Genomic DNA, 23,202 nt, shown 5'->3' on the forward strand with positions numbered 1-23,202 from the left:
ATATGTCTGAAAAGTTATTTACAGTATCATCATCTCCTCATATAAAGTCTAAGGACTCTGTAAACACTATAATGAGAGATGTTGTTATTGCTTTAATGCCTGCTCTAATTGCAGGAGTTATATATTTAGGAATTGGAGCACTTGTAGTTACAATTGCTTGTGTAGTTTCTTGCGTAGTTTTTGAATATCTATTTCAAAAAATAACAAAACGCCCTATTACTATAAAAGACTTAAGTGCAGTTGTTACCGGAATACTTTTAGCTTATAACCTTCCACCAACTGCTCCTATTTGGATTTGTGTTATAGGAAGTGCTGTTTCTATAATAGTTGTTAAATGCTTCTTTGGAGGAATTGGACAAAATATAGTAAACCCTGCACTATTAGGTAGAGCTTTCTTATTATCTGCATATCCTGGTCATATGACAGAATGGACGCTAAATGGAGTTTCTACAGCAACACCTCTTGCTATCGCTAAATATGGCGGCGGCTCAATGCCTTCAATTGCAGATGCATTTTTAGGTAATGTAGGTGGTTGTGTTGGTGAAATTTCTGCATTAGCACTACTTATAGGTTTTGCTTATTTATTATATAGAAAAGTTATTACTTTTCATATTCCTGTAGCTTATATAGGAACTACATTAATTCTTACATTAATATTAGGATTTATAGGTAGAGATAGTTTTACTGTTAACCAAGCAATTATTGAAATGTTCTCAGGTGGATTAATGATTGGTGCAATATTTATGGCTACAGATTACACTACATCTCCTATGACTAAAAAAGGACAAGTAATCTTTGGTGTATGTTGTGGTATTTTAACTACAGTTATTCGTATATTTGGTGGATATGCTGAAGGTGTATCTTATTCAATACTAATCATGAACTTGTTTGTACCTATAATCGATAAATATGTTAAGCCGCGTGCTTTTGGGGAGGTAAAATAAGTGAAAGAAAATTTTAAATTAGGTGGAATACTTCTTATAATTACAGCAATCGCTGGACTTATATTATCTGTTGCCCATTCAGTTACTATGGGACCTATTTTAGCTAAAGAAAAAGAAGAAAAAGTTGCCGCTATGAAAGTTATATTGCCTGAAGCTGAAGATTTTGCAACTGTAAAAGATGTTGAAATAACAGAAGAAATTCTTGGCGTTGAAGCTGGAACTAAAAATGGTAAAAACGTTGGCTACTGTATAAATGTATCTAGCAAAGGATATGGCGGACCTATTAATATGATGATTGGTATATCTGAAGATGGTAAAATTGAAGGTGTACAAATTTTATCACTAAGCGAGACTCCAGGTCTTGGTAGTAAGGCTAAAGAACCTGAGTTTATAGATCAATTTAAAGATAAAGAAGCGACTGAACTATCTGTAGATAAAGAAAGTGGTTCTGATGATAAAGTTTTAGCAATCTCTGGTGCTACTATAACATCTAAAGCTGTTACAGCTGGAGTTAATAATGCTGTTAAACTATTTAATGAAAATCTGAAAGGAGCGCAGTAATCATGAGTAAACTTACAGAAAGATTAAAAGCGGGTATAATTGTTGAAAACCCTGTTTTTATACAAGTTTTAGCTATGTGTCCTACCCTGGCTACTACAAGCAACGTAAAAAATGCCATTGGTATGGGACTTGCAGCAACTGCAGTTCTTATAGGATCAAATGCAGTTATAGCACTACTTAGAAAATGTATTCCTGATAAAATCAGAATACCAGCATTTATAGTTATTATTGCTAGCTTTGTTACTTTAATTCAATTTTTAGTACAAGGATATTTACCTGATTTATATAAAGAATTAGGATTATTCATACCGCTTATAGTTGTTAACTGTATAATTCTTGGAAGAGCTGAAGCTTATGCTTCCAAAAATACAGTTATTGATTCCATATTTGATGCTATTGGTATGGGTCTTGGATTTACTTTAGCATTAACTGTATTAGCTTCTGTAAGAGAAATATTAGGAGCTGGAACTTTTTATGGATTACAAGTGCTACCAAAAGCTTATGAGCCAGCAGGAATTATGCTTCTTGCACCTGGTGCTTTCATAACTTTAGGAGTACTACTAGCCATATTAAATCAATACAAAATTTCTAGTGCTAAAAAATCTAAACTTTCAAAATAATATAAAGAGGTGAATAATTTTGGGACTTTTTGCAATATTTATAAGTGCGTTACTTGTTAATAACGTAATCTTATCAAAGTTCTTAGGAATATGTTCTTTCCTAGGAGTTTCTAAAAAAACTGAAACTGCTAAAGGTATGGGGCTTGCTGTTGTATTCGTTATGATACTTGCTTCAACAATTACTTATATAGTTAATAAGTGTATATTAATACCTCTTGATATTGGGTATTTATCTACACTAGCATTCGTATTAGTTATAGCTGCATTAGTTCAATTTGTTGAAATAGTTGTAAAGAAAACTAATCCTAGTCTTTATAAAGCATTAGGTATATTCTTACCACTTATAACAACTAACTGTGCTGTTTTAGGTATTGCTGTTTTAAACATGGATAATAACTATAACTTAATAGAATCTATCGTTAATTCTGCCGGTGCGGCACTTGGTTATATGCTTGCAATAGTTTTACTTGCAGGTCTTAGAGAAAGAATGGAAGAAAATACCGATATACCAGAAGCGTTCAAAGGATTGCCTCTTGCATTAATTACAGCAGGAATTATGGCTATAGCATTCTTTGGATTCAGTGGTCTTATATAAGGAGGCATTTTAATGGACATTGGAATTAAAGAAATATTATTTCCTGTATTAAGCCTTGGAGGCCTCGGTCTTTTATTTGGTTTATTACTTGGATATGCTAATGATAAATTTAAAGTTGAGGTAGATGATAGAATACCTAAAGTTCGTAATTGTCTACCTGGTGCTAACTGTGGTGCTTGTGGTTTTGCTGGCTGTGATGCCTATGCAGAAGCAGTTGTTAATGATGGTGTTAAACCAAATCTTTGTAATCCTGGCGGTGCTACAGCTTCTGCTGGTATATCTGAGATTTTAGGTGTATCTGTTGAAACTTCTGATCCAAAAGTTGCTTATGTTAAATGTAACGGAACTTGTGATAAAGCTAAAACAAAATCTATTTACTATGGTGTAAAAGATTGTAATATGGCTATGAACACTCCTGGTACAGGTGATAAATCTTGTGATTTTGGATGTTTAGGCTTAGGAAGTTGTGTTAAAGCTTGTAAATTTGATGCTTTAGAAATAGTAGATGGAATTGCTAAGGTTAACAAAGAAAACTGTGTGGCTTGTGGCGCTTGTGTTACTGCTTGCCCTAAAGGTGTAATTGCTCTTGTACCTAAAGAATCTAAAGTACGTATACAATGTAATTCTAATAATAAAGGAAAAGATGTTATGGATGCTTGTGCTGTAGGATGTATTAGTTGTGGCTTATGTGCTAAAAACTGTCCTAAGGAAGCAATTACTATGGTAAACAATTTACCTGTAATTGATTATTCTAAGTGTGTTAACTGTGGAATATGCGCTAATAAATGTCCAAAACATTGCATTGAAAATTTACGTAAACCTGCAAACACTAACAAAGTAGAACCTAAATAAACTGAAACTATTAAAGCTTAAAATTTTAGATAATAAAACTTATAAAACCATTAGAGAAGATGTATTCTTCTCTAATGGTTTTAATTTAAATCTTTTATTTTACATAAAATTCAACTTATATATATCTCTCTCTAATTGGATAGTTTTTGATGTATAAGTTGAATTTTAGGTGATTCGGAGCATGTCTCACTATTTCGGGTATCCAATTTTGTGGATAAATAATTTTAGAAGTTAACTTGGAACCCTATAACTAATTGTATTTGTATTTTACATATATTTAATTTAATATTAAATTAAGGAGGCGAAAGTTATGGAACAAAACGGTGTTGTAAAAAGAATCAATGGCGATATTGCTGAAATTGCTTTTATAAAGAAATCTGGATGTGGAGGAAATTGTGGTAGTTGTAAATCACCTTGCCCTTCTGATACTATTATAATTCCTGTACAAAACACGTTAGACGCTAATGTTGGAGATGCAATAACTGTTTCAGTTAACAACAAAGCATTTTCTAGTATGACCTTTTGGGCTTATGTATTTCCAACAATAATGACCCTTATCGGTTTGTTTGGAGGAGTTTTTACTTTCAAAGCACTAAATATATCAAACTATGAACTTTTTGGCGCTATAATTGGATTAGTATTTTTAGTAGTTTCATTTTTACTTTCATCAAAATTAAATAAAAAATCTAAAGATGGAAGCTATGATTTTAAAATGATTAAAAAAAATTAATATCTTTTTGAGATATACTTAATTGACATATTTTTCTTTACAGTATATAATATATTTTTAAATATACTGTATAAATAAAGTATATTTTTTGTTTTTTAATATAATATAAATATTTATATAGTTAATATGTTATATTAATTATTATTTAAATATATAATTTTTGGAGGTTACTAATATGAATATTGCATCAATGATCGATCACACTATATTAAAAGCTGATACTACATTAGATCAAGTAAAAAAAATATGTGATGAAGCAAAAGAATATAAATTTAAATCTGTATGTGTTAACTCTTGTTACACAAAATTTGTTGCGGAACAATTAAAAGATTCCGGAGTTCTAGTTTGTACTGTTGTTGGTTTCCCTTTAGGTGCTATGGATTCCAAAGCAAAAGCTTTTGAAACTGCAAGATCTATAGAACTTGGAGCTAATGAAATTGATATGGTTATCAATGTAGGAGCCTTAAAGGATAAAAATTATGATTTAGTTCTAAATGATATTAAAGAAGTTGTTGAAACTGCAAAAGGAAAAGCACTTGTTAAAGTTATAATAGAAACTTGCCTTTTAACTGATGATGAAAAGATTAAAGCTTGTGAGCTTTCTGTAGAAGCTGGTGCTGATTTTGTTAAAACTTCAACTGGTTTTAGTACTGGTGGTGCTAATGTCGAGGATTTAAAGCTTATGAGAAAAGTTGTAGGTCCAAATGTTGGAGTTAAAGCATCAGGCGGAGTTAGAACCAAAGAAGATGTATTAAATGCTATCGAAGCTGGTGCTAATAGAATTGGAGCTAGTGCTTCTGTTGCAATTGTAAATGATGATAAATCTGTAAAATCTGATTATTAGTATCTTAAATGGTGTGTTATTTTATTAAGTATTAAAAAATAACACACCATTTTTATTTTTTAATACCTATATTTACTATAAAATATAGGCAATTATATCTATTTTGACAACAATTTAAAATAACTGTATGTTATTCATTTATTTTACACATTGTTAAAAGTAATTTAATTTTTTTGTAAAAATGCCTTGTTAATTTTGACTTTATTATTTATAATAAAAAAAGATTTCAACAAATAAGCTTTATTTATGAACATTACGTTAATAAAGTGTTAAATTTATATTTTTTATATCTTAATTTTGTTAATTTTTTTACATTTTCATTTAACTAAACTAGTTTTTCCTTGACAATTTTAAACCAAATGGCTTATATTATTAGATTTGGTATATATTTTATTGTTTTTTATTTTAAATATATATAAAAAAATATGATATAATAAATTTAAAAGGTTTAAAATTTAAATAAATTTAAATTTCGATTAAAATTTCATTGAATATATAAGTAGATTTTTTAATATATGTATATAAATTATTAATAAAGTATTAGAATTTTCTCAAAACATTGAATTGTTTATTTTTTCATTCTATAATTTACTTAAACATACAAAATTATTTCAAAAAACTTATAAATCTACTTTTTTTTAATTTTTATTTATTATTTTATTTTTTTAGTTACCATTATAAAATGGTTAACGTAGAGGGGGAATTTATAGTGACTTTTTTAATTGGACTTTTAAAACTTTCACCGGTTGGAGTTCTTGTAGGTTTAATGATGTCTGGAATGGATGTTTTAATCGCTGCTCCACTTGCAACTTGCTGGGCAGCATTGATGGCATACTTTACAGAAAAAATTAAATTTAATGAACTTATTGATTGCTCAGTTGAAAATGTAAAATCTATGCAACTTGTTTTCTTTATACTTATGTTTGCTTATGCTATGGCAGCTGCATTTATGGCTACTGGCGTAGGTGCTGCTATAGTTAACGTTGCATTAAAATTAGGATTAACAGCTAGAACAGTTGCTGTTACAAGCTTTTTAGTTACTTGTATTTTATCCGTTGCTACTGGAACGTCATGGGGTACTTTTGCCGCTTGTGCACCTATATTCTTATGGCTTTCTCATATAGTTGGTGGGGATGTTTTATTAACAGTTGCTGCCACTGCAGGTGGTTCTTGCTTTGGTGACAATATTGGACTTATATCTGATTGTACCGTTGTTAGTTCAGGTATTCAAAAGGTAGAAGTTATAGACAGGCTTAAAAACCAAGGTGTTTGGTCTATTATATGTCTAGTTATAACTGCTATAATATTCTATTTCTTAAGTGCATATTTTGGACTTTCAAATGTTGCTTCTACCAATGCAGCTTCAGCTATAGATGCAATTCCTAAAGAAGTATGGGGTGTATTACAAGAACAACGACCTGCTGCTGTAGACTTATTAAACCAAGTTAAATTAGGTGTTCCTATATACATGGTAATTCCTTTAATACTTGTTATAGGTTCTGCTATAAAAGGTTTATCTACATTATCTTGTTTATTCTTAGGAATTATTTCTTCACTAATCTTAGGATTATTTGCAGGAACTACTTCTGTACCTGAATTTTTAGAGTTAGTAAAAGGTGGATTCTCTGAGGCAGGACAAACTGTAATTGTAATGATGATGTGGGTTGGTGCTTTTGGTGGTATAATGGCTAAAATGAGAGCCTTTGAACCTATTTCTAAGTTAGTTGTTTATATTTCAAAAAATGTACGTCAGCTTATGTTCTGGAATGGTGTACTTTCTATAGCCGGTAATGCATTACTTGCAGATGAAATGGCACAAATAGTTACTATTGGACCTATTATTAAAGAATTAGTTGATGAAAATGTTGAAGCTAGTGAAGAAGATATGTATCAATTACGTTTAAGAAATGCTAGTTTTTCAAGTGCATTAGGAGTTTTTGGTTCTCAATTAATTCCATGGCATGTTTATTTAGGCTTTTATGTAGCAATTGCCAATGCCGTATATCCATTATATACTTTTACACCAGTTGATTTTATAAAATTTAATGTAATGGCATTTGTTGCAGTATTCTCATTATTACTTCTTACCCTTACTGGCCTTGATAGATTTATACCTTATTTCGGTATACCAAGAGAGCCACAGGTTAGACTTAAAAAGAAATCTGCTTCTACAGATGACAATTATAACAATGAGTTAGAAGCAACTTCATAATATATGTATGTAGAGCTAGCATTATATAAATGCTAGCTTTTTTATTATTTTAATATATAACTTTTCTCTCTTATTTCATTATAAAATTACATATAAAAATTCACTTTCAACATAAATCTCTCCTATTAATTATAGGTTTATAACTTTATTAACAAATTGTTAGAATTTTCTAAAGATATTGAATTATTTTTTGTATGGCATTATAATCTACTTATAACCAAACCTTGTTTTAGCATTAAATTAATAGTTTATAAATATTCATATATATTTAACATAAAATATATGAAATATCTTAACTCTGCTTTTAATTCTAAAACAAACATACGCTTTAACCAAACTTTGACGTTATAAAAAGGGGGAGTTTATATTGACTTTTAAAAAAATTATAATTGGTTTTTTAAAATTATCTCCAGTATTTCTTTTAGCTGGTTTAATGATGATGAAAATGGATGCCTTAATGGCAGCACCGCTTTCAACTCTTTATGCAGCTATAATTGCCACAATAACAGAAAAAGTTAAATTTGATGAACTTGTTGATTGTGCTGTAGATAATGTAAAATCAATGCAACTTGTTTTCTTTATTTTAATGTTTGCCTACGCTATGGCGTCTGCATTTATGTCTACTGGTGTTGGTGCATCAATAGTTAACTTAGCATTAGAACTTGGTCTTACTGCTAGAACTGTTGCTGCTACAGGATTTTTAGTTACTGCAATACTTTCAATTGCTACAGGTACTTCTTGGGGAACTTTTGCAGCCTGTGCTCCTATATTTTTATGGCTTTCTCACATTGTTGATGGTAATATACTTATAACAGTGGCAGCTATAGCCGGTGGTTCTTGTTTTGGTGATAATATTGGGCTTATATCTGATACTACTGTTGTTAGTTCAGGTATACAAAATGTTGAAGTTATTGATAGAATTAAACATCAAGGGGTTTGGTCTTTAAGCTGTTTAGTTGTAACAGCAATCTTATTTTATATAATTTCATTAAAATTACCTACAACTGTATCTTCAGGAAGTGCTGCTATAGATGCAATTCCTAAGGAAGTTTGGGGTGTTTTAGAAGCACAAAAACCAGAAGCTGTAGATTTACTAAACCAAGTTAAATCTGGAGTTCCATATTATATGATAATACCATTAATTCTTGTTATAGCAGCAGCTGTTAAAGGTATTCCAACACTTGCTTGTTTATCTATAGGTATTATATCCTCTTTAATATTAGGAACATTTGCTGGAACTACAAATTTAACAGACTTCTTAGCTTTAGTTCAAGGTGGATTTGCTGAAGCTGGTAGTTGGGTTATTGTAATGATGATGTGGGTTGGTGCTTTCGGTGGTATAATGGCTAAAATGAAAGCCTTTGAACCTTTATCAAGGCTTGTAGTTTTATTTTCAAGAAACGTACGCCAACTTATGTTCTGGAATGGTGTGCTTTCTATAGCTGGTAATGCACTTCTTGCAGATGAAATGGCACAAATAGTTACTATTGGACCTATTATTAAAGAATTAGTTGAAGAAAATGTTGAAGGTGATGATGAAGCTATGTACAAGCTTCGTTTAAGAAATGCAACTTTTTCTGATGCATTAGGAGTTTTTGGATCTCAACTACTGCCATGGCATGTATATTTAACTTTTTATGCCGGCATAGCATCTGCTGTATATCCTCTTCGTCAATTTGCAGCAACTGATTTTATAAAATATAATATTATGGCCTTTGTTGCAGTATTCTCTATACTTTTACTTACTCTTACTGGCCTTGATAGATTTATACCATTATTTAAATTACCACGTGAACCTGAAGTTAAACTTAAAAAAAAATCATTGAATAATGATAATTCAATTTCAATAAATTAAAATTTTAATATAATATTTTTAAAAAGGTACTTGAAATTAGAAGTTCAAGTACCTTTTTATATAAAAAATAAACTATACTCTACTTTCTACTTGTAAAAGCTTAATATTTTCTCATTGTAATAAAATTCTTTAAATCTGTGTAAACTAATATTATATTGTGTAGAAAGGAGAGTACTTAAATGAAAAAAATAAGTAAATTACTGCCACTTACCCTTTCAGTTGCAGTTATTGGTTCTTGTGCTTTTTCATATTTTTCATACTGTAAACAATACTTACCTGAGAATAATGAAAAATATGAAATGGTAATGCAAACCATAAAAGCAGAAAAGGATAAAAATAATAAACCACTTGAGAAAAAAGAAAAAAAAGCTGAAAATATGGATACTAATGTAGATAACACCTGTATTGACTGGTGGTTTGTTCCCAATGGAAATCATGAAGCTCCACGTCTGAATGATAAATTATCTTTCAAATTCGAAGATTATGATGCACACTGCCTTGGAGATACTTCTAAAAAAGTTTTATATTTAACCTTTGATGAAGGTTATGAAAATGGTTATACTGATAAAATTCTTGATACTTTAAAAGAAAATGATGTAAAAGCAATCTTTTTTGTTACCTTACCTTATATCAGAGATAATCAAGATATCATAAAAAGAATGGTAGATGAAGGTCATATTGTTGGAAACCACTCTAACCATCACCCTTCTATGCCTGAAGTAGCCACTGATGAAAGTAAATTCAATAAAGAGTTTACTGATGTAGAAGAGTTATTTACTGAAATTACAGGAACTGAAATGCCTAAATTTTTCAGACCACCGATGGGCAAATATTCACAACGTAGTTTAGCTATGACTAAAAATTTAGGTTATAAAACTGTATTTTGGAGTTTTGCTTATCATGATTGGGATATTAATAATCAACCTGAACCTGAAAAAGCAAAGAAAAAAATTTTAGATGGTTTACATAATGGTTCTATAATGCTTATACATGCTGTCTCTAAAACAAATAATGAAATTTTAGGAGACGTTATAAAAGAAGCAAAACAACAAGGTTATACTTTTGAACTTTTAGAATAAAAAAAAGATGCCTAAAAATGTTTATTCATTTTCCTAGGCATCTTTTTTATTATTCGTTCATTTCTTCATCAAATAATCTATCATATTCAGCTACTACAGCTTCAAATTCTTTTTCATCTTCAACTTCAGTAAGCTCGTATTTCTCACCTTCCATATTTACAATTTTATATATGTAGGCGTCATCTGAGTTGTCTAGTGGCGCTAATAATAAATATGTATTGCCATTTAATTCTATTCTATCTACCTCTTCTAATTCCACAACTTCCTTTGTCTCTGGGTCTATGAATTTCATTTTCTTTTTTAATTCCATTTTTATTTCTCCTTTATGTATATATAATTTGAATATAAGACAATTTCAATGAAATAATAGATTAAATCACTTATAGATTCTATAACCTTCTATTACTTTTTCATGCCTAACTTTCTTTTTAAATCATAGTAACAATTATATACTATTAGTATTTATTTAACAACGAGTTTATTACAATTATGTTAAATCCTCTATCTACTTATTATTATTTGTATAAACCAATATTTCATTAATTAATATGTTTTTTTCATTCAATGAAGGATCCTTTAAAACCTTTTCTAAAAGATTATTTAAAATATTTCCTATTTCTTTTCCTGGCTTTATACCACATTGTATAATATCGTCTCCTGTTATCTGTAAATCCTTAACTTTAAGCGGTTCATTTGATGTTATAATTTTATTACACATACTTTTCATATTTAAGATGTCATCATATCCTCTATAATCTTTATGTGATGCTAACCTATCTGCTATCATTAGTGAAAAAATTAAATTTAGATTTTCTTGTCCAACTTCATTTATATATTTCTTAATCTTATATTTATTATTCCCTTTTATAACTCTCATGTGATTTTTCACTAAAATTACTACTGTTTCTTTAATTTTATTATCAAATTTTAACCTTTCTAATATACTTTTACAAATCTTTGCTCCCTCAGCCTCATGAAAATAGAAATGTCCACCTTTTTCATCTAAAGTAAATGTATTAGGCTTACCTATATCATGAAGTAATGCTGCTAATCTCAAAGAAATATTATTTTCTACATTATCTAACACTTCCATAGTATGATAATAAATGTCTTTATCATGATATTTGCTTTGTTGATTAAACCCTACAAGATTTATTATCTCTGGTATAATATATTCCATTAGTTTTAAGTTAACTAATTCATTTATCCCTTTAGATGGTATAGCACTTATTAAAATTTTCTTTAATTCTTCTATAATTCTTTCTATACTTATATTTTTTATTAATGAGCTTCTACTCAATATAGCATCCTTAGTTTTCTCTTCTATTTTAAAATTTAGCTGGGTGCTAAATCTAATTGCCCTTAACATTCTAAGCCCATCTTCATCAAAACGATCATTTGCATTACCAATAGATCTTATTATACCTTTATTTAAATCTTCTCTACCATGAAAAAAATCTACTAATCCAACATAATTATTATAAGCCATTGCATTTATCGTGAAATCTCTTCTTTTTAAATCTTCTTTCAAATTTTCTGTAAAGAATACCTTACTAGGTCTTCTATTATCTAAATAATCCCCTTCAATTCTATAAGTTGTAATTTCATAATTAATATTATTTAAAACTAAAGTAATTGTTCCATGCTGAATACCAGTTTCTATAACTTTTAATTTTAAACTCTGAAAAATTTCTTTCACTTTATTAGGTTTAGCACTAGTGGTTATATCATAATCATTAGGTTTTTTCCCTAAAATATCATCCCTAACACAACCGCCTACAACAAAAGCCTCATATCCTTTTTTATATAAAGTGTCTATTATAAATTCTACATCTTTAGGTAAAAACAAAAAAATCCCCCCTATTAATCAATAACTATATATTTTATTACTGATTATTTACTAATATTTTGCTCTTAAAAATTGTATTACATATTCATCACAATTTAAAGCCCTAAATTCATACCCTTCATTTTTAAGGGTTTCTATTATGTAGGATAATGCATATACTGTTGTTTTTTTCGTAGGTGCATCATGCATTAATATTATTGGAGAATCAAATTTTCTTGCTCCTTCTAAAGTTCTTTTAATTATGTAATCTACATCCATTGTAGTTCCATTAGCATCACCAGAATCAACATTCCAATCAAAATATGTTATATTTTTATCTATTAAACATTTACTAAGGTCTATCATTATATCATTATGATATCTATTACTAACCGTATTATTGCTTCCTCCTGGAAACCTAGCTATTTCTATATCGTAATCACATTTATCTTTAATAAAACATTGCATTTTATCGAAATCCTGAGAAAAATTTTCAACAGAGTTATAAATATATTTATAATTATGACTATAAGTATGATTACCTATAGTATGACCTCTTTTTATTATATCATTATATGTGTTTATAGATGGTTCATCCTCGTGACCAATAACAAAAAATGTAGCTTTAGCATCATATTTATCTAATATATCTAATATTTTAGATGTATTATCACTTGGACCATCATCAAAAGTTAGATATACAATTTTTTCATCCTTTTCATTGCACATATAATATGAAACAGCTCTGTCCTCATCCTTTGCTTTTATAGCTTGTATAATTTCTTTGCTATTTTTAGGTTTACATATCTCTTTATTATATTTATATAAATCATTATTAAAAACTTTAGTGGTTTTCAACCTTTTTTCATCTAAATTTTTATAATTTATTATTCCAAATAAAGTTACTAAAAATGCTATAGCAATAATTAAAATATTATAATCTTTTCTTCTCATATAATCCCTTCTTTTCAATTTTTATTTTGTATATTAAATATTCTTTTTTAGTTTACCTAATTTATATTAATTTATTCTTTTCATATATGCTTAATAATATAAAAAGTTACCTAAGAATAAATTTACTTTTATTCTTAAATAACTTTCTATGGACTATACTAAATGAAAATAATAATCCCTTATCTTTAAGTATCTGTTTTTATTTGTTCCAAAATCATAATATGGTACTCTAGCACAAGATCTATAATGAATACATTGTAATTTTTCATCAAAATAGAACTCTATATCATCATGATATCTTAATAGTGGTGTTGTTGATACTGCATAAATATAATCATATTCAACCCTTAATACCAATATCCCTCCTATACAGTTTAATACCTTTACTATTTTTTCTTTTGACTCTTCTAAGTCTCCTTTAAAGGGCAAAGTTTCAACCCTTTTATTATGGTAAATCGTTTCTGTTGATACTGCACTTGGCCTATTAGGTATCTCATGTAATCTACCCTTAACTACACCTAAATTTTTAGGTTTTACTATATTTCGACTTATTATTGTTGACACTGATGCTACACCTAATCCTAATAAAATTAAATTTCTTTTTTTCAATTAATATCACACCTTTAATAAAAAATATATATATCTATTAATGTGCTCATTTATTTAAAAATTATAAAAAAATAACTGAATATAGCCGAAAATATATTTTGGGCTATATTCAGTTAATTATAATATTATTTTAAAGTTTCTTTTAAAACATTTTTTACATTTTCAAAAAATATTTTTTCAATATCACTTTCTTTTAATCCTTCTTTTTTAAGAGCATATGCTAAATTATTCATTTCACTTGTATTTTTTATTTCAACTTCATTTTCTATACCATCAAAATCCGAACCAAGTGCTACTATACCTATTCCTCCTATATTTACTATATGTTTTATATGATTTACCATTTGAGATATTTTAGCTTCTTCACTTTCTCCTAAAAAAACACTGCAAAAATTTATTCCCATAACTCCACCTTTTAAAGCAAGTTTTCTTATCATATCATCAGTTAAATTTCTTGGATGATTAGTAATAGACCTTGCATTAGAATGTGATGCTATAAATGGCTTTTTACATATATCTACCAAATCATAAAATCCTTTATCAGATAAATGAGAACAATCTGGTATAATACCAAAGTGTTCCATGGCCTCAACAACTTCTTTTCCTTTATCTGTTAATCCATTATCTTTATATACAAATTCAAAATTAGGATATCCTAAGGAATTTTTATAATTCCATGTAAGAGTTATAAGTCTTATTCCTAACTTATAAACCTCTTCTACCATATCGATATTCCCTTTTAAAACTTCACCCTCTTCTATAGTCAAGAAAGCCCCTACCTTATTTTCTAAATTACAATTTTCTAATTCCTTAAGATTAGTAACTATCTCAATTTTATCTTTATTTTTACTTACTTCATATATAAAATTATCATACTGATTTTTGAATTCTAAAAATGGATCTTTTTTATTATTTAATTCTACAAAAAAGGCAAAAAATTGGGCTAGTCCGCCACCTTTTATTAATTTTTCTATACTTACTTTACATTCACTTTCTCTTAAATCTAAACCTTCATATAACATTCTACTTGCTGTATCACAATGTAAATCAATAAATGCCATATAATCCATCCCCTTCTTTTAAAATAATTTTAATTATAAGGTTTCACCTTACCTGCGTTTTTAAATTTGGATAATCTAAAGAGTGATACAGGCTTCTAAACAAATGAATTTAGTGTTTAACTTTATAAAAATATTTTCAAGTTATTAAATAACTCTAAATTTGAGCTTGTATCCATATAATTTTACCACTTATTCCTAAAAGCTGTATAGCTAAAGATTAAATATCTTTTCACAACTTAATATTTTCCCATCCTTTAAATTAACTAAATTATTACCATAATTAGCTGATTCCCTAGAATGTGTTACATTTACAATTGTTACATTTTTCTCTTTATTTATTTTTTTAAAAAGTTTCATAATTTCATTACCAGTTTTAGAGTCCAAATTTCCTATTGGTTCATCTGCAAGTATTAACTCAGGATTGTTTATAAGAGCTCTTGCTATAGCTATCCTTTGCTGTTGGCCACCTGAAAGTTCTCTTGGCAGTGCTTTTCTTTTACTTGGCATTTCTATTATATTTAATATGTCTTTTAATTGTTTTTCATACTTTTTAGGCTTACCACCATCTAATAGTATGGGAAGTAATATGTTATCTTCTACTGATAAGTTTTGAACTAAATTATAAAATTGAAATACAAATCCCAATTCTCTTCTTCTTATTTTACTTATACTCTTATCTTTAAGTTTTGAAATTTCTCTATTATTTATGTATATTTCACCAGATGTTGGAGCATCAAGTCCTCCTAACAAGTATAACAATGTGCTTTTACCACAGCCTGATGGACCCATAATAGACAAAAATTCACCTTTTGCAACTTTCAAATTTATATTGTCTAATATTTTTATATCCTCACTACCAACTTTAAAACTTTTATGTAAATTCTTAATTTCTATTATTGTTTCCATTTTATGTACACCTTCTATTCATATTTTATTTCTTCAACTATTGATAATTTGGATGATTTTATTATAGGCACTATTGATGCCACCATTATTAATATTGCACCTAATGCTCCAAGTAAAACTACTAGCTTAATAGAAATTTCTACTTTTAAATACGCATCAAGTGAATAAGTTATATCTTCTATAAAGTTAGATATAAAAATTCCTTCCAAAGCTCCTAATGTTCCACCAATTATTCCAATGGTTGCCCCTTCAATAAGTAAAAGATAACCTCGTTGAACTCTACTCATACCTACTGATGATAAGACAGCAAGTTCTTTTTTCCTATACATAAAACTAACCATAAGGTTATTCATAATACCAAGACTGCCTATTAATAGTGCCATAAGTGAAAAACTTTCTAATGAATTCATAAGCCCTTCATTTTCCTGTAAATCCACTTTTAGTTCTTCTTCTTTACTACTTATAGTTAAATTGTAACTTTCCAAATCTTCCTTCAACTTATTACTTGTAACATCATAAGTATTATTATTTTTTATTAGTACATTATTTTCATAACCTATGCTAATATATTCTTTTAATAATTCTTTATCAACTAAAGCTACTCCTAAATTATTTATATAATCTCCTTTTACAAAACCTATTACATTATAAATTATTTCTTTATCCTCTATTTTTAATTGAATTTTATCTCCAATTTCTATATTTTTCTTCTTAGCTAGAATGTTATTTATTATTATGTTGTTTCCTGACTGTAAATTTTTCAAAATTTCATCTTGTAATCCACCTTTATCATCATAAATCTCTACATTAGAATAAAAATCCAAAAATTTATCTTCCTCAATCCCTTCTAGCCTTTTTATATCAAAATCTTTATCTTTAACCTCTACACCATTTAAGATAATCTCTTCCATATAATTATTTACATAATCTAAATTATAAATATCATCCTTTGCATATTTTAATTTACTTCCCTGTATCTTAAAATTATAATTCATATCTTCATACTGAGTTATAATTAAACCACTGACGCTATTAGATGCAACATATATTGCAATAACAGCAGATAACGTACTCATAAGTAATACAACATTATTTATAAGCGCTTTAGAACTTGATATATTGTCTAAAGCTATAGCACCTAAATTACCTAAAAATACTCTATATAATTCTTTAAACAAATAAGAAAATATCTTTATAAAATATGGACATATTAATGCCGCACCTATAAAAATTAAAAATGGACATGAAATCGATACTAAAAATACTCCTGTAAATTTATATTTGTATAAATATATTGTAGGTATAATTAAAAATATTAATGCCAGTACTAAGTTTCCTAATTTTAACCTTTTATTTTCACTAAAAGTACCAAGTATAATTTCTTTAACTGATATTTTAGATGAATTCATTATAGGTATAATTGAACTTATAAAAGAAATACTTATAGCTAATAAAAAACTATATATATAATTTATATTATTTATTTTAACTATAGTTTCTACCCCATAGCTTTTTAAAACATTAGTGGAATCACATAAATAATTCAAAATTGGTATTCCTAGTATTAGACCTATACCGCCTCCTAATATGCCATAAATAAGACTTTCAATTATTAAAATTATATTAGTTGAACATTTAGTAGCTCCTATACTTCTAAATGTTCCTATCACTGCCATTCTTTCAATTATTATCACCTTATATGCAGAATATATTATAAATCCTGCCATTATTAATACAATTATTAACATAAGGTAAAATGGTAATGTAAATTGCTTTACACGATTTTGTAGATCTTCTTTATTAATTGTTTCTTTAATATCATAATTAGGTAAATTATTTTTATATTGACTTTTATATTCTTCAATATTTTCCTTATTATCAACATTAACAAGTACAGATGTTATTAATTTTTCTCTAGATAATAACTTCGAAAGTCCCTTATTATCTATAATTACATTCATTTCACCTGCACTCTCTAAAAAAGGACCTTTATTTATAGCAATGTTTTTCACCTTTGCAGTTATGTCTTTCCCTTCAACCTTTAAATTTATATTATCTCCAACACTTAAATTTAACTTTTTACTAATATTATTAGAAATAATAACCTCATTATCTTTTAAGCTTAAACCTTCATCACTACTACCAATCAATTTTATAGAACTTATTTTATTTAAATCTTCAATTTCACATCCTTTAATATTTAATTTCAAAATATTATTATCACTTTTATAAATCCCTTCACCATCAAAAATATAGGCTGCTTTATTATTTGTTATTTCATTTTCAATTTCTGTTCTATCTAAGAATGTACTTTTATTTTTATCATTGCTATAAATAATTAAATCTGCATCCCCAACTTTTGCTTTCATTTTTTCAAGTATCATTTCATTGTACGAATTAGATACTCCCATAGATGCAAAAGTCATAGCTGTGGCCACTGCAATAGAAAATACAATTAAAACAAACCTTAATTTCTTTTCAAATATATTTTTCATCATAAATTTGAATAAAATATGCATTATTTTTCTCCTTATTGTTATATTTTTCATTAATTTTATCATATTAAAGTATTAAAAATCAAAATTGTGTATATTTTTTTAATTTTTCTTTAAAATAATTATTGTTTCTTAAAAATTTTTATAAAATTTCTTAAATAATTTCATTTACTATTATTTAAAAAGCTACTAAATTATTGTTTTATATTTCCCTTAGTGTATAATTATATAGAATGTGTTAAATTTAGACTTTAAATTTAGGAGGTTTTTAAAATGGCAAGTAATTATTCATTTGACGTTGTGTCAGAAGTTAATATGCAAGAGGTAGATAATGCTATAAATCAAGCATTAAAAGAAATATCTCAAAGATATGATTTTAAAGGAAGTAAAACAGCTATAGAACTTGGAAAAGATGAAATTAAAATAGTTTCTGATGATGAATATAAGTTAAATGCTGTAATAGATATCTTAAAAGGCAAATTTATAAAAAGAGGTGTTTCACCAAAGGCTTTAGAACTTGGTAAAATAGAAAATGGTTCTTTAGGTGCTGCTAAGGCTAACGCTAAAATAATTAATGGAATTTCAAAAGAAAAAGCTAAAGAATTAGTATCTGAAATTAAATCTAGTAAAATCAAAGTTCAAACTCAAATACTAGATAATCAATTAAGGGTAACTGGAAAAGACAAAGATGATCTTCAACAAACTATACAACTATTAAAATCAAAAGATTTTGATATAGACCTTCAATTTACAAATTATAGATAATAATATTTTAAAAAACTTAATTTTACATAAAATTAAGTTTTTTATTTTTTAATATAAATTTTAAAACTTATCTTTTACTTACATATTGGGAACATTTATAGGGAAACAAGCTCAAATTTAATTATATGCTAAAATTCAACTTAAATTTTACAATACATCTAGATAAACCTCTTATAAAACTTATAAACAAATTAAGATTTTATCTATTTTCATATCAATATTTTATGTTATTTTTTATTTTTTGACAAAATGTCATTAAACTGTAACTTTGTTTATATATATTTTTTGTAAGAAGTTGAGTGCCATTTAATAATTTCTTACATATAATATTATTCTAAGAGATTATTAAAATAACTATATAAATTTGAAAATTTTTTTAATTTAAATATACATTATGTATATTTTTAGATTAATTGGATAATTTAATAATATGTTTTAAGTTATAAAATTTTTCTATATTTTTCATATAAATACTAACACTTAATCATGTTAGTTTTGATAATATGTACTATAAACATTTTTTATAAGGTGTTTATAAATTTATAAAAGCAATTAGGAGGATAAAAATGAAGTCAACAGGTATAGTTAGAAGAGTAGATGAATTAGGTAGAATAGTAATACCTATAGAACTAAGAAGAACTTTAGATATCGAGATTAAAGATGCATTAGAAATTTATGTAGATGGTGATCAAATTATTCTAAAGAAATATGAACCAGCATGTATTTTCTGTGGAAACGCTAGAGACGTTACAAATTATAAAGGAAAAAATATATGTGAAGACTGTCTTAAAGATCTTGGCTCAAAATAAATATAATTTTTAATATATACTAATAACATTTAAATTATCTTTTAGAATATTTTTTCTTTATTGTTATGAAAAGTAACCCTTTATATATTTTTTTCATAATATACAATATAGCTAACAATTTAAATCTTAGCTTAAGTATTAACAGCAAAAATATGTTAATTATTTCAAATTAACAATCGGGGGTTATAAAATGGATGAACTTTGTTTATTAGTATTATTATTATTATTCTGGCCAATTATAGGTCCTTGTGGCATAATCATACTACTTCTTTTATGCGGGGACTTTGATGATGATTGTTGTGGTTGCAATAACTGTTGGGATTGCGACTGGTGTTAATAGAAAGTATATTGGGAAAGGGTTTTTAAATCCTTTCCCTTTAATTTTTTACTTTAAATATTTATTGCATTCATTTAAAAGAATATTAGCTGCTTTTTTAACATCTTCATGGGCCAATATAGATGATACAACTGCTATCCCATCAATTCCTACATTTAATACTTCCGAAGAGTTTTCGAAATTTATGCCCCCTATGGCTACTATTGGAATTGATACATTATCAACTATTTCTTTTAAATTATTCAAATTTACATTAATAGCATCTTTCTTTACATTTGTAGTATACATAGCACCTATTCCTAAATAATCAGCACCATCCTTAACAGCCTTTATAGCTTCCTCCTTGTTTGATGCAGACACTCCAAGTATCATATCATCCCCTATTATCCTTCTTACTGCCTTAGCATCCATATCATTTTGTCCTATATGCACACCTTGTGCATTTATTGCTAAAGCTATATCCACTCTATCATTTACTATAAGTGGTATTGAGTATTTATCTGTAACAGATTTCACCTCTGATGCATATTTTAAAAAATCTTTTCCACTACAATTTTTTTCTCTAATTTGAACTAAAGTCACTCCACCTAAAATAGCATCTTCAACTGCTTGTTTTAAATCCCTACCTTTTAAAACCTCTCTATCTGTAACTAAATATAATTTATAATCTATATTTTTATTCAAAAATAACATCCCCTAACTTTAAATCATTTTTATTTAATAAATATATATTATCTATAATTTTTACTTTTAAAGTACCAGTGCCTTCATCATTTCTTAAATTTTTTACTGCTTTTTCACCACATATTCCCATAGATAATGTTCCTAAGAATCCAGCAGTAAAACTATCTTTTGTAACCCCTAAGTAGGCTCCAATTAAAGATGCCGTCATACATCCAGTACCTGTTACTTTGCTCATAAGTTTATGTCCATTTTTTATAGTATATATATTATCTTTATAACAAACTAAATCTTCTTTTCCTGTAATTACAATTGTACATCCTAATTTTTTTGAAAGTTTACATCCAATATATTTTCCATCTTTCATATCTTCATTGGAATCTACACCTTTTAATTTTGCACTATCACCTATTAATGTTTTAATTTCTCCCATATTTCCCTTTATAACAGAAAACTTAACCATTTCTACAAGCTTTTCAACAAATTTTACCCTTTCTTTCGTAGCGCCTACACCTACCGGATCTAAAACTATTGGTACATTTAATTTATTTGCTATTTGTCCAGCTTTAATAGCTATATTCATCATAGAACTATCCATAGTTCCTATATTCAAAACTAATGCTGAGGAAAACTTCAAAATATCCTCTAATTCCTCTTCGTTAAAACTCATAAGTGGTGATGCTCCTATTGCTAATGTTATATTGGCACAATCATTTATTGTAACCATATTGGTTATATGATACACTAGTGGATTTTTTTCTCTTAATGCTTCTAAATAGTCATATATTGAACTCATAATATCTCCTCTATTTATAAAATTTATAAAAATGATTTACTGGACCACTTCCATGTCCAACATCAAAGCTTTTCTTTATCGCTTCTGTTATGTACTCTTTTGCATACTTTACTGCCTCTTCAACATCATAACCATTAGCTAAATTACTTGCTATTGCAGAAGAAAGAGTACATCCTGTTCCATGTGTATTTTTACTATCTATTCTCTCTTTTTCTAAAATTGTTATAGAGTCCTTACTCATAAGTAAATCAGTAGCTTTTCCTTTTAGATGACCACCTTTTACAAGTACGTATTCTGGTCCCATATCTAATATTTTTAAAGCAGCCTTTTCCATTTCATTTAAATTATCTATTTTCATATCGCATATAACTTCTGCTTCTCTTAAATTAGGCGTTACTATTTTTGCAATTGGAAAAAGTTCTTCTATAAGTGCTCTTTTAGATTCCATTTTTAAAAGATCATAACCAGTTGTAGAGACCATAACCGGATCAACTACTATATTTTTTGCATCATAAAATCTTAACTTTTCTCCTATTTTTCTTATAATTTTTTCATTAGAAACCATTCCTATCTTAGTAGCAGATACTTCTATATCATCAAATATAGCTTCAATCTGAGATTCTACAATATCTGCTGGTATATCATGTATAGCTTTTACTCCTAATGTGTTTTGGGCTGTAACTGCTGTTATAACACTCATACCAAAAGTTCTGTTAGCAGAAAAAGCCTTTAAGTCCGCTTGTATTCCTGCACCTCCACCACTATCTGATCCTGCTATTGTAAGTACTTTTTTCATTTTCAACACTGCTACTCAAAATATGGACAAAAATACCCATATTGAGATTTTTCCTGTTTCAATGTACTCCATTTTGCCGAAGCTACTTTGGTTTATATAGCACTCCACAGGCTTAAATTCCCATTTAGCCAACGGTACATATATAAGTATCTATTTAACGTTAGATAATCTTATATTCTTTTGCATCTCTAAGATTATATGAAGCATTTGCATCTCTATCAAAACTATAACCACACTTGCAATTATATACTCTATCTGAAAGCTTTAAGTCCTTTTTTACGCTTCCACATTTATTACAAAGTTTAGATGATGGATACCATCTACTCACTTGTCTTATTTCAATATTATTTTGATGTGATTTTGAAATAAGTTTATTTCTTAAGTCATACAATTTTTGCTTTTGTACAGCTTTAGATAAATGCTTATTCTTAATCATATTAGAAATGGCCAAATCTTCTATAGTTATAAAAACTGGCTTGATTTTCACTAGTTCTGAAACTATTTTATTATTATAATCATTTCTAATATTATATAATCTTTGATGGATTTTCTGTACCTTAACTACTTGCTTTTGGATATTTTGTCTAGTAGCTCCCTCCTTATTATTTTTATTTCTTATTTTTAAACTTTCATATTTCCTTGAAAGTTTTCTTTGTTCCCTTTTTAATTTTCTTTCTATTTTTTTAACTTTACTCGTCTTATTTATATTTTTAAATTTTATTCCATTACTGCAAATAGCAGTATCTTTTATCCCTAAATCAATACCTATTCCACAAGAATAAGGTTTATCATTCGGTTTTATATCTTCTTCAACCAATATAGATACATAATATCTATCTGATTTTTGACTAACTGTTCCACTCTTTACAATAG

General features: G+C 27.5%; 24 protein-coding genes. 13 read left to right on the top strand and 11 right to left on the bottom strand.

All coding sequences use genetic code 11. The features are described 5' to 3' along the window. Window positions 1-2: 2 nt before the first annotated feature. The 10 genes from AZI32_RS11755 to pdaA all read left to right on the top strand — a co-directional run bounded on the left by AZI32_RS11755 (window position 3) and on the right by pdaA (window position 10,292). Complete coding sequence (locus tag AZI32_RS11755) at window positions 3-944, top strand: RnfABCDGE type electron transport complex subunit D (protein ID WP_061996026.1); 942 nt, start codon at window positions 3-5, stop codon at window positions 942-944. Next, window positions 945-1,505 (top strand): RnfABCDGE type electron transport complex subunit G, encoded by a 561-nt coding sequence (locus AZI32_RS11760; protein ID WP_061996027.1) that lies wholly within the window; start codon window positions 945-947, stop codon window positions 1,503-1,505. Between the two features lie 2 nt (window positions 1,506-1,507). Then, window positions 1,508-2,125: an electron transport complex subunit E gene (locus AZI32_RS11765; RefSeq protein ID WP_010296115.1), complete on the top strand. Its 618-nt coding sequence runs from the start codon at window positions 1,508-1,510 to the stop codon at window positions 2,123-2,125. A gap of 19 nt (window positions 2,126-2,144) precedes the next feature. Next, window positions 2,145-2,720, top strand: a complete 576-nt coding sequence (gene rsxA, locus AZI32_RS11770) for an electron transport complex subunit RsxA (protein ID WP_061996028.1) — start codon at window positions 2,145-2,147, stop codon at window positions 2,718-2,720. Window positions 2,721-2,732: 12 nt separating this feature from the next. Then, window positions 2,733-3,572: an RnfABCDGE type electron transport complex subunit B gene (locus AZI32_RS11775; RefSeq protein WP_061996029.1), complete on the top strand. Its 840-nt coding sequence runs from the start codon at window positions 2,733-2,735 to the stop codon at window positions 3,570-3,572. A 310-nt stretch (window positions 3,573-3,882) separates the two neighbouring features. Then, window positions 3,883-4,302 carry a SoxR reducing system RseC family protein gene (locus tag AZI32_RS11780; RefSeq protein ID WP_061996030.1) on the top strand — a complete coding sequence of 140 codons (420 nt, stop codon included), beginning with the start codon at window positions 3,883-3,885 and terminating at the stop codon, window positions 4,300-4,302. A gap of 175 nt (window positions 4,303-4,477) precedes the next feature. Further along, entirely contained in the window at window positions 4,478-5,146 is a 669-nt protein-coding gene (gene deoC, locus AZI32_RS11785) for a deoxyribose-phosphate aldolase (RefSeq protein ID WP_061996031.1), read from the top strand. Window positions 5,147-5,855: 709 nt separating this feature from the next. Next, a complete protein-coding gene (locus AZI32_RS11790; protein WP_157450898.1) occupies window positions 5,856-7,358 on the top strand; it encodes a Na+/H+ antiporter NhaC family protein in 1,503 nt (500 codons plus the stop codon). Between the two features lie 367 nt (window positions 7,359-7,725). Next, on the top strand, window positions 7,726-9,213 hold the full coding sequence (locus tag AZI32_RS11795) for a Na+/H+ antiporter NhaC family protein (protein WP_082761231.1): 1,488 nt from the start codon (window positions 7,726-7,728) through the stop codon (window positions 9,211-9,213). 179 nt (window positions 9,214-9,392) lie between these two features. Then, a complete protein-coding gene (pdaA, locus tag AZI32_RS11800) occupies window positions 9,393-10,292 on the top strand; it encodes a delta-lactam-biosynthetic de-N-acetylase (RefSeq protein ID WP_061996033.1) in 900 nt (299 codons plus the stop codon). Window positions 10,293-10,341: 49 nt separating this feature from the next. Here the strand turns inward: pdaA and AZI32_RS11805 are convergent, their stop codons facing one another. The 7 genes from AZI32_RS11805 to AZI32_RS11835 all read right to left on the bottom strand — a co-directional run bounded on the left by AZI32_RS11805 (window position 10,342) and on the right by AZI32_RS11835 (window position 18,169). Further along, the gene (locus tag AZI32_RS11805) at window positions 10,342-10,602 is read right to left on the bottom strand and encodes a DUF1292 domain-containing protein (RefSeq protein ID WP_061996034.1); all 261 of its coding nucleotides are present in this window, start codon (window positions 10,600-10,602) and stop codon (window positions 10,342-10,344) included. A gap of 195 nt (window positions 10,603-10,797) precedes the next feature. Further along, complete coding sequence (locus tag AZI32_RS11810) at window positions 10,798-12,147, bottom strand: CCA tRNA nucleotidyltransferase (protein ID WP_061996035.1); 1,350 nt, start codon at window positions 12,145-12,147, stop codon at window positions 10,798-10,800. Between the two features lie 45 nt (window positions 12,148-12,192). Continuing rightward, window positions 12,193-13,074 (bottom strand): polysaccharide deacetylase family protein, encoded by an 882-nt coding sequence (locus AZI32_RS11815; RefSeq protein WP_061996036.1) that lies wholly within the window; start codon window positions 13,072-13,074, stop codon window positions 12,193-12,195. A 153-nt stretch (window positions 13,075-13,227) separates the two neighbouring features. Then, window positions 13,228-13,683 carry a DUF1499 domain-containing protein gene (locus AZI32_RS11820; RefSeq protein ID WP_061996037.1) on the bottom strand — a complete coding sequence of 152 codons (456 nt, stop codon included), beginning with the start codon at window positions 13,681-13,683 and terminating at the stop codon, window positions 13,228-13,230. A gap of 125 nt (window positions 13,684-13,808) precedes the next feature. Beyond that, window positions 13,809-14,744, bottom strand: a complete 936-nt coding sequence (locus AZI32_RS11825; protein WP_061996038.1) for a dipeptidase — start codon at window positions 14,742-14,744, stop codon at window positions 13,809-13,811. A 210-nt stretch (window positions 14,745-14,954) separates the two neighbouring features. Next, a complete protein-coding gene (locus AZI32_RS11830; RefSeq protein WP_061996039.1) occupies window positions 14,955-15,650 on the bottom strand; it encodes an ABC transporter ATP-binding protein in 696 nt (231 codons plus the stop codon). Between the two features lie 14 nt (window positions 15,651-15,664). Next, window positions 15,665-18,169, bottom strand: coding sequence for an FtsX-like permease family protein (locus tag AZI32_RS11835; protein WP_061996040.1), 2,505 nt, complete (start codon window positions 18,167-18,169; stop codon window positions 15,665-15,667). Window positions 18,170-18,418: 249 nt separating this feature from the next. Between AZI32_RS11835 and AZI32_RS11840 the strand changes: the two genes are divergently transcribed. From AZI32_RS11840 to AZI32_RS18435, 3 genes are all read left to right on the top strand, one after another. Next, on the top strand, window positions 18,419-18,910 hold the full coding sequence (locus AZI32_RS11840) for a YajQ family cyclic di-GMP-binding protein (protein ID WP_061996041.1): 492 nt from the start codon (window positions 18,419-18,421) through the stop codon (window positions 18,908-18,910). Between the two features lie 566 nt (window positions 18,911-19,476). Next, window positions 19,477-19,719 carry an AbrB/MazE/SpoVT family DNA-binding domain-containing protein gene (locus AZI32_RS11845; protein ID WP_010296157.1) on the top strand — a complete coding sequence of 81 codons (243 nt, stop codon included), beginning with the start codon at window positions 19,477-19,479 and terminating at the stop codon, window positions 19,717-19,719. Between the two features lie 190 nt (window positions 19,720-19,909). Continuing rightward, window positions 19,910-20,056, top strand: a complete 147-nt coding sequence (locus AZI32_RS18435; RefSeq protein ID WP_155844767.1) for a hypothetical protein — start codon at window positions 19,910-19,912, stop codon at window positions 20,054-20,056. 48 nt (window positions 20,057-20,104) lie between these two features. Here AZI32_RS18435 and thiE read toward each other — a convergent pair whose 3' ends face one another. From thiE to AZI32_RS11865, 4 genes are all read right to left on the bottom strand, one after another. Then, on the bottom strand, window positions 20,105-20,740 hold the full coding sequence (gene thiE, locus AZI32_RS11850; protein WP_157450899.1) for a thiamine phosphate synthase: 636 nt from the start codon (window positions 20,738-20,740) through the stop codon (window positions 20,105-20,107). Continuing rightward, window positions 20,733-21,533, bottom strand: coding sequence for a hydroxyethylthiazole kinase (gene thiM, locus AZI32_RS11855; RefSeq protein WP_061996043.1), 801 nt, complete (start codon window positions 21,531-21,533; stop codon window positions 20,733-20,735). The genes thiE and thiM overlap by 8 nt, the downstream gene beginning before the upstream one ends. A gap of 10 nt (window positions 21,534-21,543) precedes the next feature. Continuing rightward, entirely contained in the window at window positions 21,544-22,329 is a 786-nt protein-coding gene (thiD, locus tag AZI32_RS11860) for a bifunctional hydroxymethylpyrimidine kinase/phosphomethylpyrimidine kinase (protein ID WP_061996044.1), read from the bottom strand. 160 nt (window positions 22,330-22,489) lie between these two features. After that, the coding region (locus AZI32_RS11865) for an RNA-guided endonuclease TnpB family protein (RefSeq protein WP_157450900.1) at window positions 22,490-23,202 on the bottom strand (713 nt) is incomplete at its 5' end.

The organism is Clostridium sp. ATCC 25772 (genome assembly GCF_001573875.1).
Classification (GTDB): Bacteria; Bacillota; Clostridia; order Clostridiales; family Clostridiaceae; genus Clostridium_J; species Clostridium_J senegalense.